The sequence below is a fragment of the Acidipropionibacterium thoenii DSM 20276 genome (genome assembly GCF_000423445.1).
Lineage (GTDB): Bacteria > Actinomycetota > Actinomycetes > Propionibacteriales > Propionibacteriaceae > Acidipropionibacterium > Acidipropionibacterium thoenii.
In genome coordinates this window covers 1-12,814 of sequence record NZ_AUHZ01000021.1, presented here as the reverse complement: position 1 = coordinate 12,814, position 12,814 = coordinate 1, and the positions used below count along the sequence as shown (strand labels likewise).

Sequence of the window (12,814 nt, the reverse complement as noted above, 5' to 3'; positions counted from 1 at the left end):
CGCCGCAGTCTCGGGCGACCTGACGCCACGACATGTCACAGCAGGTGACATGTCGACGGAACGTGTGAAATTTCGCGCGTTTTCTTCACACGTTCCGTTGGATTCCTGGGTGAAACGGCTGCGTGACACTCACGGTCGAGATCGCGAGTGCGCACAATGCTCCGCAGACAGGGGTTCGTGCAGCTGTGAGTGCAGATACCCCCGTCTGCGGAGTGATCTGCGCAGCCGGTCGACCACCACCATGACCCGCATCCGGCCACGGACCGCCACGGACGGCCACGGGCCGCCCGGTACGCCCCCTCAGATGTGCACGAGGGCGATCACGAACCCGGCCCCCCAGGTGAACTGCTCCGCGCGCCCCACGACTCCCGGCATCCCCACCGACTCGGCCCCCACCGCCTCGATCCGCAATCGGAAGGGCTCGTCGGGCAGGGCGCGGCTGGTCGGGGCCGCCGGCAGCGTCAGTTCGCCGCGACCCGGAACAGATCCCGCCCGGCCAGCGGCCTTGAGAGTCGCCTCGGCGAGGGCCCACTGCTCGACGCCGACCCCTGCCGCTTCCAGCTGCGCCACCTCCGCCAGCACGCGCATCGCCCGGAGCCTGTTGACCCGGACCTGGACGTCGACGCCGATCGGCCCCATCGAGCGGGCCAGCACCAGCCGGTCGCGGGAATGACTGGCCGAGCACCACATCCCGCATCCGCCGCACCTCATCCGGCCGTCCGGCCCGATGTCCAGCCTCGGCTCCGGGCAGCAGGGCTGCGACCGATTCCAGGCGCGCAGCCCGCGTCTGCCCGCCCCGCGCAGCACCCTGCCGGGCATCCGCCGCCCGACCAGATCAACCGCCTGCGTCTCAGGCATGGATGACGAGGCTCTGATAGGAGCCTCCGATCCCCACTCCACTCACCAGTGCATAGCCGCCGGCAGCTTGGCAGGCGGCCAGTCCGACGCCGATCAGCGGAGCCGCCGACTGGGTCTCGCCGGTGTTCCTCTTCGGAGTGAGGATGCGGGTGCTCCCGGCCAGGCCGAGCAGTGCCAGGGCACGGCTCTCCACTCGGTCGAGGCCGCCGAGGCCGTCGGCTGCGCTGACCACCACTGCGAGGGATTCCGGGCCGATGCCCGCCTGGTCGAGTGCTGCCCGGTAGGCGGCCAGGCAGTCCTGCGGATCCCCCATCCGGCCTGCTCCGGCCCGGCTGCCCGCCATGCCGAACCCGCAGATCCGTGCCAGCGGGCCGCGGCCGGTCGATCCGTCGCGGTGGTCCCCCTCGCAGCCCTCCACTCCGGCGGCAGCCCCATCCTCGGCCACAGACTCCAGCAGCACCGCCGCACCGGCCTCGGCGATGAGGATCCCGGTGTCCTCACCGGGGCGGGCCGCCCCGCCGGCCAGGAACCCCGGAAAGAGGGAGTACCCGGTCAGCACGGCGTCGCAGGCCTCGTCGACGCCGACCACGATGGCCCGGGGACAGGCACCGTTGCGGATGGTCTGCTGGGCCAGATGGAGGGCGGAGACGCCGCTTGTCCATCCCGAGCAGATCGTGGCGGTCGGTCCGTGCATCCCGAACAGCATGCCGACATGACCGGCGGCAGCGTTCATGACGGTATTGGGGAACAGCTTGCTGTCCCCCTCCCCCCGGGTCACCAGCCCGCCCTGGAATCGCTGGATGGTCTCCAGCGGGCCGGTGGAGGTGGCCAGGATGAGGCCGCAGTCGCGCAGCTGGGTCTTGGCGATTCCCGTCTGGCGGATGAGTCGGTCCACGGTGTGCGCGGCGAGCAGACCCAACCGGTCCAGCCGACGCACCGCCCTGGGGTTCAGCCGGGCCCGCAGCGAGTCCGGGGCGGCCCTGGCCACCGGGAAGGTCCTGCCCCCGTCGAGCACGGCCTGTTCGGTGAGCGGGTCGCGATCCTCCTCGACTGCCTCCCCGATCGCCTCGGCCGACGGCAGGGCCCCGGCCAGCGAGGCGATCCCGGTCACAGCGACGCTGCCTCGTGGGGCGACCGGACCCGGCGTCGCCGTCGCAGCGGGGGATCCGAGCGCCAGGGTGGCGTTGTTGCCACCGAAGGCGAAGGAGTTGGACAGCACGACCCCGATGTCGCCGGGACGCGCCCGGGAGGCGACGATGTCGATCCGGCCCTCCTTCTCCAGGGCCGCCAGGCTGTCCTGCGCAGGCTGGTCGGCGGGCACGAAGGTGGGGTGCATCGTGGCGTGCTCGATCGTCATCACCGAGACCACCGCCTCGATCGCACCGGCCGCCCCCAGGGTGTGGCCGATCATCGATTTGGTGGAGCTCATCGGCACCCGCCCCGGGCTGAGGGCGCGGATCGTCCTCATCTCGCCGGCATCGTTGGCCGGGGTCCCGGTGCCGTGGCCGTTGACGTAATCCACCTGGGCGGGGTCGAGCCCGGCCATCGCCAGCGCCTGGGTCATCGCCGCCAGTGCCCCGCGCCCCCGCGGATCGGGGGCCGTCGGATGGTAGGCATCGGCGCTCAGGCCGTAGCCGAGGATCTGCGCGACGACCCGCGCACCGCGCCGCTCGGCCGCTTGGCGGCGCTCCAGCACCAGGAATCCGGCTCCCTCGCCGAGGGTGATCCCGTCGCTGCGCGTGTAGGGGGCGCAGTTCAAGGTGCTGAGCACACCGAGACTGGAGAAGCCGCCGAAGGAGAGGTAGGCCAGCGGGTCGAGCCCTCCGGCGATCACGGCGTCCGCCAGGCCGTCGCGCAGCAGTTCGAAACCGTTGACGATCGCCACCGCCCCTGCCGCGCAGGCGTTCGAGTGCACCAGTCGTGGACCGCCGAGGTCGAACCGCGCCGCCAGCGAGTCCGCCACGGCGTGGAGCGGGTACTCGACCAGGTCGCGGCGGTGGGCATGGCCGAGTCCCCTCTCGAGCCAGGCGCGCTGGAACCGCTCCCCCTGTCGGGCCGCCCCCAGGGAGGTTCCGACGCACAGCCCGATCCGGTCGCGACGGTAGCCGGCCTCCTCGATCCCCGAGCGGTCGATCGCCTCGGCGAGCGCACGGGCTCCCAGCCGCAGGCAGCGGTCCACTCTCGGGCGAGGAGGCTCCGGCATCGACCGGACCTGACCGGCGCGATCGCTCATCACGCCGCTGCGCGGCACGATGGTGTTCTCCCCGATGCCGCTGCTGCCCCGGACCAGCGTCTGCCAGGACCGGGGGGCGTCGTCGCCGACCGCGGAGATCATGCCGTAGCCGGTGATCGCGACACTCATGCCGACTCATCCCCGATGCTCATCGTCCAGGAGCGGGGCCTGATCACCGGACGCGAGAGGGTGTGCGCCGGCCGGCCGTCGACCGTCAGGTCCAGGCCGGGCACCCCGTAGGGATCCTCGAGGAGCAGCAGCACCAGACTCTGCGGTCGGTCCGCCCGCGGTGCCACCACCTGGACCCGCCCCACGATGACGTCCCCGTCGCGGACCTCCGCGTCCAGACTGGGCGGCTCGCCGTCCAGTTGGGCGGCCACCACCCGGCGGTGCGGGGCCGGCAGCTGGCAGACCTGGTCCCCGATGAACTCGTCGGATCGGTCGAAGGAGATGAACCAGCCGAGCCCGGCCTCCAGCACCGTGCAGTCTCTGGTCTGCTGGGGAAGCACCGGATGATTGGTCTCGATGTGCACCAGTGGCAGCACCTCGGGGTCGATGAGCCCGCCCCCGAGTCGCTCCGCCGCCGCGACGACCTCGTCGCGCAGGCCCCCTTCGGGCAGCACCAGCAGGTAGCCGAACTCCGCGGTCGAACCGGACCGGGCGACCAGGATCTGCTCCCCGTCGGCGCGGGTGGTGACCAGCTCGCCGAGCAGCAGATCCTCGATCGGGGTGTCGCCGGTGTAGTCGCCGGCCACCTGCCACGACCTGGGCCCCTCGACATGGAGTGCCCGCAGCTCGGGGGCGACCTCGGCGACCGCCTCCAGGCCCTCGGCCGCGTCGCTCAACAGGTCGATCCAGTCGGCCTCGGCATCGCTCACCAGCCAGATCGTCTCAGTTCCGATCAAGGCCGTGGCAAGGCCTTTCACCTGCCCGTCGGGGCCGAGGAGGAGTGAGTCGACACAGCTGTCGACGGCGACGAACTCGGTGGACCGGGCCAGTAGTCGACCCACCACGGCGGCACGGTCGGGTCCGGTGACGCGGATCACCGCGGCGCCGGGCCGCTCGATGACCGCCGCCTGGTTTCGGATGGCGTCGTAGCTCTCAGCGATGCTCAACATGTTGTCTTCCTTGCTGTCCGCAGTGATGGGGATCCGCCGTCGACGGCCCCCGTGGGTCAAGGGCCCGCTCGAGGGCCGCCGGCACCTTCGGCAGGGTGCCCACCCGCTCGACCAGGGCGTCGCGGGCCGGGCGCTCGGCGCTGTCCAAGGCCTCGGTGCAGATCCGCACCTGCTGCTCCAGGGAGTACGCCGGGGCCCGCACCACCGCGTCCAGATAGGGATTGTCGGTGCGCAGCGGATCCAGCTCCCGCACCCAGCCGAAGGGGTTGACGAGGTAGCGGAAGTCGAAGTGGGGGAAGACCCGCTCCATCTCGGCGCGCCACCCCTGCACGAAGTCGGAGCCGTCCCAGACGCCGGCCTCATTGGTCAGCGCCACCACCGGCGTGCCGAGCAGCGCGGCCCGGGCCATCGCCCCGGAGGTGAGGTTGTCGCACAGATAGAGGTCGGCCGCGGCGACCAGATCGGTGAACTCCTCCATCGCGAGCCCGGGCAGGTTGACCAGTTCGACGCGTCCCGCCCCCTCGGCCGGTCTGATCGTTCCGGGGTCGCCGGTGGCACCGAGGCTGACAAGGGTGATCCGGCGGTCCAGCCGAACGGCCAGTTCGACCAGCCACCGGGTCCTCAACCGCAGGTACTCGTCACGGTCGCGGGTCGGGGAGGCCTCGTGGGGCTTGGTCATGGCGCGCACCGCCCAGTTCGACATCGCCGTCACGATGACCGTCCGGTCGGCGGCGATCCCCAGGGACTCCCTCGTCTGCTCCCGTCCGTGGCGCGGCCGCAGGGTCGTCCCGTAGAGATCGAAGGCGAGCCCTCCCGGTGCACCGCCGGCCACCGGGACCGGGCGCAGCAGGGTCGCCTCCCCAGGGAGGGTCTCGGTGTGCACCTCCAGGGGGAACCAGTGGCGCATCTGGGGGCTGATCGAGTGCTGGGAGATGGCGAGCTCCAGCCTGCGACCCTCCGGTCCCAGGCACAGCGAGTCCACGCAGATCAGCGGCGCCGGACCGATCAGATCCGCCACCGTGAAGTGCACCCTCTCCAGCGCGGTGAGGTGATGGTCGGCCAGGATGACGGCCGCCAGGTCGGGTTCGGCGACGGCTCTGCCGACGACCTCGGCCGCCCGGCGTCCGCGCGGCAGTTCCCTCACGCTCAGGCCGGCACCCCGCGCATAGTCGGCGTACCCAGCGGAGGTCATCACGGTGATCGGGCGGTCCGGCAGCTGTGCGGCCATCACCATCGCATTGGCGAGCTCGCCCAGTGAGTGCGCGCTGGGCGAGACGATGAGGAGTCGCTCACCCATGGTCGCCTCCGGTCGTCGACAGTGCCCGCTCGGCCTGGGTCAGCGAGTCGGTCACCGTGAGGTCCACGCCGACCAGGCCACCGGCGGCCAGTACCGACAGCACCACCCCGTCGTCGAGTCGGCGGATGAAGATCTCGGCGTCCTGGCCGTGCACCCCGGACAGCACCAGGGCGAGCCCGGAGTCCAGCTCCACGGCGGCGGCCTCGACGCTGCACCGCCACGGCAGCCCGGCGTTCTCCACCCGCCACAGCCGCCCTGCCACCCGCACCGCGAGGGGGGCTCCCCGCCTGGTCTGCGGGGTGAGGACGATCGTCGCGTCGTCGAAGACCCGTCGTGGTCGGCCGCCGGGTTGCCCGCCGGGGTCGTCCACCAGACGCGCCTCGACCCGCAGGGTGCGCTCCCCGGCGGCGGCCAGCGACCAGCCCCGCAGGCCGGGCTGCGGCTGGTACTCCAGCACCTCCTCGCCGTCGTCGTCGATCCACTCGACGCCCTGGTCGTCGGCTCCTCGCGGTGGTGTGGCGGCGCACCACATCGCGACCCGATGGCTGCGGTAGGCCCCGAGCGGGGCCCGGTTCGGGTAGCCGCCGGTGAGGATCGGCGTCCCGCGGAAGGTCCAGCGCACCAGACCGGTCGCCGCGGCGAGCATCACCTCGTGGTCCCCGTGGCGGAGCGTGACCCGCTCCCCGTCGCTGCGCTCCGCCGTCAGGGCCACCGGGGAGGGATCGGCGCGGGCGGCGCGCAAGGCGGTGGCGGCGGACGCGGCCCCGCGGCGAGGGGCGGACCGGCGGCGCAGCACCACCGGTCTGATGGGTGCCTCGCCCGGCAGCGGAAGAGCCTGCGGCGGCGCGCCGGCGGCGGTCACCTCCAACCGGTAGGTCACGGTGCAGCCCGGCGTCTCGCCGACCAGCTGTGGTGCGCTCAGACCCTCCGGACGGCCCTCGGCCCCCGACCAGGTGGAGGTGACGGCGTCGGTGCCGTCGGTCCACCACAGGGCGGCCGCCGGGGAGCCGGAGTAGGCCGCCTCGAAGTCGGTCCACTCCTCGGGCCACAGTCCGTAGACCAGCGGCCCGCTGCGCCAGCGTCCATCGACCATCAGGGCCCGGCTGCCGACCCGGGTCCGGATCCATGGGGTGACGACGGCCCTGCGGTCCGGATCCGGGGTGGTCTCCACGGTGATCCGGTCGCCGCGGATCCGCAGCAGGCGGGTGATCGGGTCCCCCTGCGCGGTCAGTCGCCAGGCTCCGGGCAGGCCGGCCACCGGGGCGGCGCTGACCCTGCGGCGATGGCCCTGGCGGCGGACGGCCGGCGGCTCGACGCCCAGTTCCACGGGCCACCGCTCCCTCACCAGCTCATGGCCGCTCCGCCCGGTCAGGCGCAGCGTGCCGGCCCCGTCGACCCGGAGCCGCGCCCCGCAGTCCAGGGTCTGGTCGAGCAGTACCGCCGCGCCGGGGGCCTCCTCGGCCCGGCGCTCTGGCGGCAGGGTGATCGGCTCCCCCGACGTCTGTCGGTAGGACAGTGCGGTCCCGGTGGCCAGGTCGACGTCGACCTCCAGGCCGAGCTGCCCGGCGGTGATCGGATAGGTGATCACCCAGCGGCCGTCGCGCAGCGTCATCCCGGTGGAGAAGTCGGCGCTGCGGCCCAGCCTCACCATCTCCCAGCCGAGGCTGCGGGAGGCATTGTCGAGGGAGTAGCCGCGGTTCGCCCCGAAGAGGTCCTCGATGACCCCGGGCAGGTGAGTGACCAGTTCCAGGTAGCCGTCCTCGTCGGCATGGGCGGTGGGGGCGGCGCGGAAGCCGGCTCGCACGTACAGGCCGAGTGCCCGGCTGTTGGTCGGGGAGGCCTCCAGCCGCAGGGTGCGCACCTCTCCCTGGTGCATCATCCGGGAGAACCCCTCCCGGAACAACCGGCCGGGCAGCAGGGACTTCCGCTGGGAGCGGTCGACCACGTAGAGCCCGGCGAAGCGCGCATCGGGCTCGCAGGCACGGCGTCCCGAGCCGAGTCCGAAGGCCAGGCAGCCGAGGATCCGACCGTCCTCCTCGCCGACCAGCAGGTCGGTGACGCAGCGCTGCAGCAGCACCCCCGCCAGATCCTCGGGGCCGAGATCGCGGCCATGAGCCGCCGGGCCGTAGGAGTTGCGCGTCAGCAGAGCCGCGAGCCCGGGCAGGTCGGCGTCCTGGTAGGTCCTCACGGTGACGGCCATCAGATCGGCGCCTCGGCCTGCATGGCGATGGCCACCGTGCCCTCGGCGGCGAGGCGGGACCCGACCTCGACCCGCACCGCGTACTCGAACATCTCCGCCAGCACTGCCCGGCGGCGGACCCGGAACCGCACGACGTCGCCGGGTGTGATGACGTGGTGGAAGGAGAATCTCCGCACCCCGGCGAGCACCCCGATCCGCCTCGGTGCACCTCCGGCAGCCTCAGGAGAGCCTTCCTCGGGCGTCTCGTCGGCCTGCTGGACGATGCCGCAGGTGTGCCCGGAGATCTCGATGAGCAGGACGCCGGGATAGATCGCCCGGCCGGGGAAGTGCCCGTTGAACACCGGGTCCGAGATGGTGATGTTCTTGATCCCGGTTCCGCTGACTCCCGGCACGACGTCCTCCACCCCGTCGAGCAGGACGAAGGGGTAGCCGTGCGGCAGCATCCGATGGATCTGGTCGGCGGAGTAGCACAACGGGGACGCCGGCGTCATTGCTGCTCGGCTTCGATGACATCGGCCAGCTTGTTGATCGAGCCGAAGATGGTGCGGTCCTCGTCGCTCACCAGGACCCCGAACTCCTCCTCCAGGATGCTGACGATCTCGAGGGTGTCGAGGGAGTCCAGTTCCAGGCCGCGGCCGAACAGCGGCTCGTCGAAGTCGACGTGCTCGGGGTCATCGGGCAGGTCCAGCCCGGACAGCAGCAGGGATCGCAGTGAGGTGTTGAGCTCGAAGCGGCGGGTCGCGGCATCAAGCTGAGGTTGGCTCGGCATGGAATTCCTTCATCATGGTGGTGCTGACAGGGTGGGTGCGCGGTACCGGGGCCGGTGGCGGGCTCATGAGGTCATCCCGCCGTCGATCACCAGGGTCTGGCCGGTGATGTAGGAGGAGTCGGGCCCGGCCAGGAAGCGCGCGGCGCGGGCGATCTCCGCCGGTCGGCCGACCCGTCCCAGCGGGATGTGGTCGGTCACCGAGGCCCTGGTCCTGGGGTCCATCGCACGGAACATGTCGGTGTCGACGAATCCGGGGGCGAGGCTGTTGACGCGGATCCCCAGGGGTGCGGCCTCCTTCGCCAGCGCCTGGGTCATCGCAATCACCCCTCCCTTGCTCGCGGCGTAGTTGGTCTGGCCGGCCTGACCGCGGATGCCCGAGGTCGACGACATCAGGACGATCGAGCCGCCGTGCTTGCGCATCGCGCGGAGGGCTCCTCGGGCCACCAGGAAGGAGCCGACCAGGTTGGTCTGCAGGACGCCGGTGAAGGCCTCCAGGCTCATGGTTCCGGCGAGACCGTCCCTGGTGATGCCGGCGCTGACGATGACCGCCTGCAGGGATCCGTCGGTGCGGCGCAGGTCGCTCAGGCCCTCGCGCACCTGCTGCTGGTCGGTGATGTCGGTGCGGCGGCCCTGGTACCACCCGCCGTCGTCGGCGATCTGCCGGGCCACCTCGGCGTCGGCGGCGGCGTCGGAGCGGTACCAGCCGACCACCCGGTAGCCGTGGGCGGCCATCTCGATCGCGGTGGCGCGCCCGATGCCCCGCGAGGCACCGACCACCAGCGCGATGGGCTGCTGCTGCGTCGGCTGCTGTTGCCTGGACTGCTGCGTCATCGTCCCCCTCCTCCTGCCAGCCGAATGGTTCTTCCCCTGAGATAGGGCCGCTGGAGCCGGGCGATCGTGCGGCCGGGGCCGTAGACGGTGATCGGCGTGCAGTCCGCGGTGGCGGCGAGCACGAAGGCCCACCGGATGGTGTGGCGCAACCCCTCGCGGAGGTCGCGCCTGACGTCCTGGGGGCTGCCGGCCGTGACACCGGTCGTGCATCCGACATACCCCGAACCGTGGGCGAACCCGGTCCGGTCGAGGGCGGCGGTCCATTCCGGCTGGGCCGGCTCCATCAGACGGGAGTGGAAGCCGTGGCTGACCCGCAGCACGGTCGCATGGGGCAGTGCGCGTGCGGCCTCCTCCACCCGGTCGAGGTCACCCGACAGGACGATCTGGGTGGGGCCGTTGACGGCCGCGACGTCCAGACCCTGCTGCTCGGACAGGGTTCGCGCCCAGGCCAACTGAGCCTCCTGGGACTCGCTGCGGGAGGAGATCACCGCCAGCATGGAGCCGCGGCCGGGGGCCTGGGACATTAGTCGGCCCCGCAGCCGGGCCAGCCGGACCGCCTCGACGAGATCGAGGTAACCGGAGGCCGCGGCAGCGGCCAGGGCGCCGATCGAGTGGCCTGCGAAGCGGTCCCCCGGCCCCGCGGTCGGCGGCCCGAAGGCGATCCAGTCGGCCAGCCCGGCCGCGGTGAGGGCGGGCTGCTGAACCTGGGTGGGCGTCAGCTCCTCCAGGGAGGCGTGCAGGCACAGTTCCTCGAGGTCCAGGTCGACGGCTCGGGAGGCCTCCTCGACGAAGCGGCGGGCCTGCGGGCTGTGCTCCAAGGCTCGTCTTCCCATCCCCCTGGCCTGACTCCCCTGGCCCGGGAACAGGTGAAGGGCTCCGGCGCTCATCTCAGCACCCTCCCGATGCGCAGTGAGCCGAGGACGGTGAAGATGACGGCGATGCACCCCAGAGCGATGATCGCGATGGGGGCGGTGAGGGTGGCCGAGCCGACCGACAGGGTGAATCCGTAGTAGCTGTCCAGGGCGGTGGATGCCTGGGAGACGCCTCCGGCCAGGACATCGCGGGAGGGCCCGACGAGGGGCTCACGGAGGAGCATCGCCGCCGGCGAGAAGGGCAGACAGTTGATGGCGTTGCGCACCGGGCCGGAGAGCAGACCGACCGGAAGATAGGCGCCGGCAAGGAACCCGAGAAGGGTCCCGACGATCGTGCTGACCGCCGTGTAGGCGGCCGAGGAACCGACGAATGTGAGAATGAACGAGGACAGTGCAGAAAATGCCAGGGAGAGCAGCAGAACGTATCCGACAGCCTGCAGGACGCCGACCCACGAGATGATCTGCGAGGAATGCATGATGACGAGCAGCACTCCGCCTAGGATCAGGATGGCGAGGCTCATGATGCTGGCGACGACGAATGCCGCACCCTGGTATCCGAGGATCAACTGATGCCGACGAATCGGGGCGACCTGGAAGTCCTTGAATCGCTCGAAGACCCGATCATCCACGAAGACCCCCATCGCGCCGAAGCCGGTGGTGAATGTGGTGATCATCACAATTCCGGCGAGCACCCACGAGTCCACGAATGCGCGGATGTCGCCTTTCGAGGCGCCCGGCAGGGAATCCTGAATGTTGTCGATCTGGAGCGAGCCGAGGAAGAGCGTGTAGAGCAGTAGCAGGATGAGCGCGGAGAGCAGCGAGAGAAAGACCCCGGCCCGGTCGCGGAAGTAGATGGACAGATTGCGGTGCACCAGGGAGAGGGTCGTCCTCATCGCGGTCCCCCGTCCTCGACGGGCTCCGCCCGACGGGCGGGGTGCTCCTCGGCGCCCACGACCGGCTCTGCCGCACCCGGCTCGGGTTCGGCCCGGCGGGCGGCGGGTGCTGCGCCGCCCTCTGTGAGGTTGAGGAAGACGTCGTCCATCGACCCCTGGATGAACTGGAAGTCCGCGATTGCGTGCTCGGCCTCCTTGAGCACCGCCAGGGCCGTCGCCGAGTCGGGCACCGTGGACACGACCGATCCTCCCTCGACCCGCCAGTCGGCCTGCGGCACCCTGCTGAGGAGGATGTCGGTCAGTTCGGAGTACTGGTGGCCAGGGGCCGGCGCCAGCAGCAGGCGGGCCGCGGAGTGCGCTGCCCGCAGCGCGATCGGCGTGCCACGGGCGAGAACCTTGCCGTGGTCCAGCACGAGGACGTCGTCGGCGCTCTCGGTCTCCTGCATGTAGTGCGTGGTGAGGACGATGGTGAGCCCGAGCTCGTCCCTCAGATCCTGGATCGACTCCCACACCTGGGAGCGGCTGCCCGGGTCCAGGCCGGCGGTCGGTTCGTCGAGGAAGAGGGTGCGCGGCCGGTTCAGCAGGGACCGGGCGATGTCGACCCGCCGCTTCTGGCCGCCGGAGAGGACGCCGTAGCGCCGGTCGATGAACTCGCCCAGACCGATCATCTCGGTCAGCTCGTCGACTCTGTCCATCCCCAGCCCGTAGAACGTTGCCCGTAGATGAAGATTCTCCCTGGCGGTGAGGAGAGGATCGAGGACTGACTGCTGAAAGACGACTCCGGTCTGCTCCCGAATCCGGTAATCGTCATCTGGACGTCGCAGTCCGTCTACCGAAATGTCGCCAGAGTCATAGTCGAGAAGAGTAGTGAGACACGATATCGTGGTCGACTTTCCCGCCCCATTCTCACCGAGAAGGGCGAACAGATCCCCCTCCTCGACAGTAAAACTGAGATCGTCAACTGCGACAGTATCTCGATACCTCTTCGTAAGGCCAGAGACCTCTATCATTCATCCCCCTGTAATGAATCCCCCTCCGCATCGGAGCGTAACACACGCTCCAGAGCGGCTGCAATGACTTAACGCGCCGGTGCGGATCCGGGCTCATCACAATCCACGGTGTAGTGGGGGTGTGATGGTGGCTGGCGTGTCGGTCACCGGGTAGGGGTCGAGGTCTTCCGAGGATGGGGGTTCTCACACCAACCCATCGGGAAGACCTCGACGTGCCTGACGCTACCTTCGCGACCCCTGACCTGACCACCTTCTGCCGGCTCGACGAGCTGGGCCTGGTTGCGGTTGGTCAACGACTCGAGCCTGGACGGGCGGTGATCGCTTGTCAGGTTGTCGAGCCGGACGACTGGTGCCACCGCTGCGGCCAGCATGGTGTGTTGCGGGACACGGTGGTGCGTCGGCTCGCTCACGAACCGCTCGGGTGGCGGCCGACGCTGCTGGAGGTGGTCGTGCGCCGGTACCGGTGCGCCGACTGCGCTCATGTGTGGCGCCAGGACACGAGCCGGGCCGCGGAGGCCAAGACCCGACTGTCGCGCCGCGGGCTGCGGTGGGCGTTGGAAGGGATCGTGGTGCGCCACCTCACCGTGGCCCGGATCGCCGAAGGCTTGGACATCAGCTGGAACACAGCGAACGACGCGGTGCTCGCCGAGGCTAAGCGGGTGCTGATCAACAACCCGCACCGGTTCGACAAGGTGACCACGATCGGCGTGGATGAGCACGTGTGGCGGCACAC

Annotated in this window: 11 protein-coding genes and 1 pseudogene; 1 reads left to right on the top strand and 11 read right to left on the bottom strand. The window is 70.8% G+C overall.

Going from position 1 to position 12,814, the window contains the following annotated elements:
- Positions 1-300 precede the first annotated feature (300 nt).
- The 11 genes from G554_RS16755 to G554_RS16980 form a co-directional block, all read right to left on the bottom strand.
- Positions 301-858, bottom strand: a complete 558-nt coding sequence (locus tag G554_RS16755) for a 4'-phosphopantetheinyl transferase family protein (protein ID WP_027587498.1) — start codon at positions 856-858, stop codon at positions 301-303.
- Positions 851-3,220 carry a beta-ketoacyl-[acyl-carrier-protein] synthase family protein gene (locus tag G554_RS0107985; protein ID WP_027587497.1) on the bottom strand — a complete coding sequence of 790 codons (2,370 nt, stop codon included), beginning with the start codon at positions 3,218-3,220 and terminating at the stop codon, positions 851-853. Before G554_RS0107985 ends, G554_RS16755 begins: the two co-directional genes overlap by 8 nt.
- Complete coding sequence (locus G554_RS0107980) at positions 3,217-4,209, bottom strand: aminomethyltransferase family protein (RefSeq protein ID WP_027587496.1); 993 nt, start codon at positions 4,207-4,209, stop codon at positions 3,217-3,219. The genes G554_RS0107985 and G554_RS0107980 overlap by 4 nt, the downstream gene beginning before the upstream one ends.
- Positions 4,193-5,506: a DUF6365 family protein gene (locus G554_RS0107975; protein WP_027587495.1), complete on the bottom strand. Its 1,314-nt coding sequence runs from the start codon at positions 5,504-5,506 to the stop codon at positions 4,193-4,195. The genes G554_RS0107980 and G554_RS0107975 overlap by 17 nt, the downstream gene beginning before the upstream one ends.
- Positions 5,499-7,706, bottom strand: a complete 2,208-nt coding sequence (locus tag G554_RS0107970) for a GNAT family N-acetyltransferase (protein ID WP_027587494.1) — start codon at positions 7,704-7,706, stop codon at positions 5,499-5,501. Before G554_RS0107970 ends, G554_RS0107975 begins: the two co-directional genes overlap by 8 nt.
- A complete protein-coding gene (locus tag G554_RS15390; protein ID WP_036925102.1) occupies positions 7,706-8,197 on the bottom strand; it encodes a 3-hydroxyacyl-ACP dehydratase FabZ family protein in 492 nt (163 codons plus the stop codon). The genes G554_RS0107970 and G554_RS15390 overlap by 1 nt, the downstream gene beginning before the upstream one ends.
- On the bottom strand, positions 8,194-8,475 hold the full coding sequence (locus G554_RS0107960; RefSeq protein ID WP_027587493.1) for a phosphopantetheine-binding protein: 282 nt from the start codon (positions 8,473-8,475) through the stop codon (positions 8,194-8,196). Before G554_RS0107960 ends, G554_RS15390 begins: the two co-directional genes overlap by 4 nt.
- A gap of 63 nt (positions 8,476-8,538) precedes the next feature.
- Positions 8,539-9,306, bottom strand: coding sequence for an SDR family oxidoreductase (locus G554_RS0107955; RefSeq protein WP_051232715.1), 768 nt, complete (start codon positions 9,304-9,306; stop codon positions 8,539-8,541).
- Positions 9,303-10,193 carry an ACP S-malonyltransferase gene (locus G554_RS15385; RefSeq protein ID WP_051232713.1) on the bottom strand — a complete coding sequence of 297 codons (891 nt, stop codon included), beginning with the start codon at positions 10,191-10,193 and terminating at the stop codon, positions 9,303-9,305. The genes G554_RS0107955 and G554_RS15385 overlap by 4 nt, the downstream gene beginning before the upstream one ends.
- The gene (locus G554_RS0107945) at positions 10,190-11,071 is read right to left on the bottom strand and encodes an ABC transporter permease (RefSeq protein WP_027587491.1); all 882 of its coding nucleotides are present in this window, start codon (positions 11,069-11,071) and stop codon (positions 10,190-10,192) included. Before G554_RS0107945 ends, G554_RS15385 begins: the two co-directional genes overlap by 4 nt.
- Positions 11,068-12,081, bottom strand: a complete 1,014-nt coding sequence (locus G554_RS16980; protein WP_084648411.1) for an ABC transporter ATP-binding protein — start codon at positions 12,079-12,081, stop codon at positions 11,068-11,070. The genes G554_RS0107945 and G554_RS16980 overlap by 4 nt, the downstream gene beginning before the upstream one ends.
- 212 nt (positions 12,082-12,293) lie before the next feature.
- Here G554_RS16980 and G554_RS0107935 point away from each other — a divergent pair.
- Positions 12,294-12,814, top strand: a pseudogene (locus tag G554_RS0107935) (ISL3-like element ISPfr6 family transposase); the annotation flags it as partial.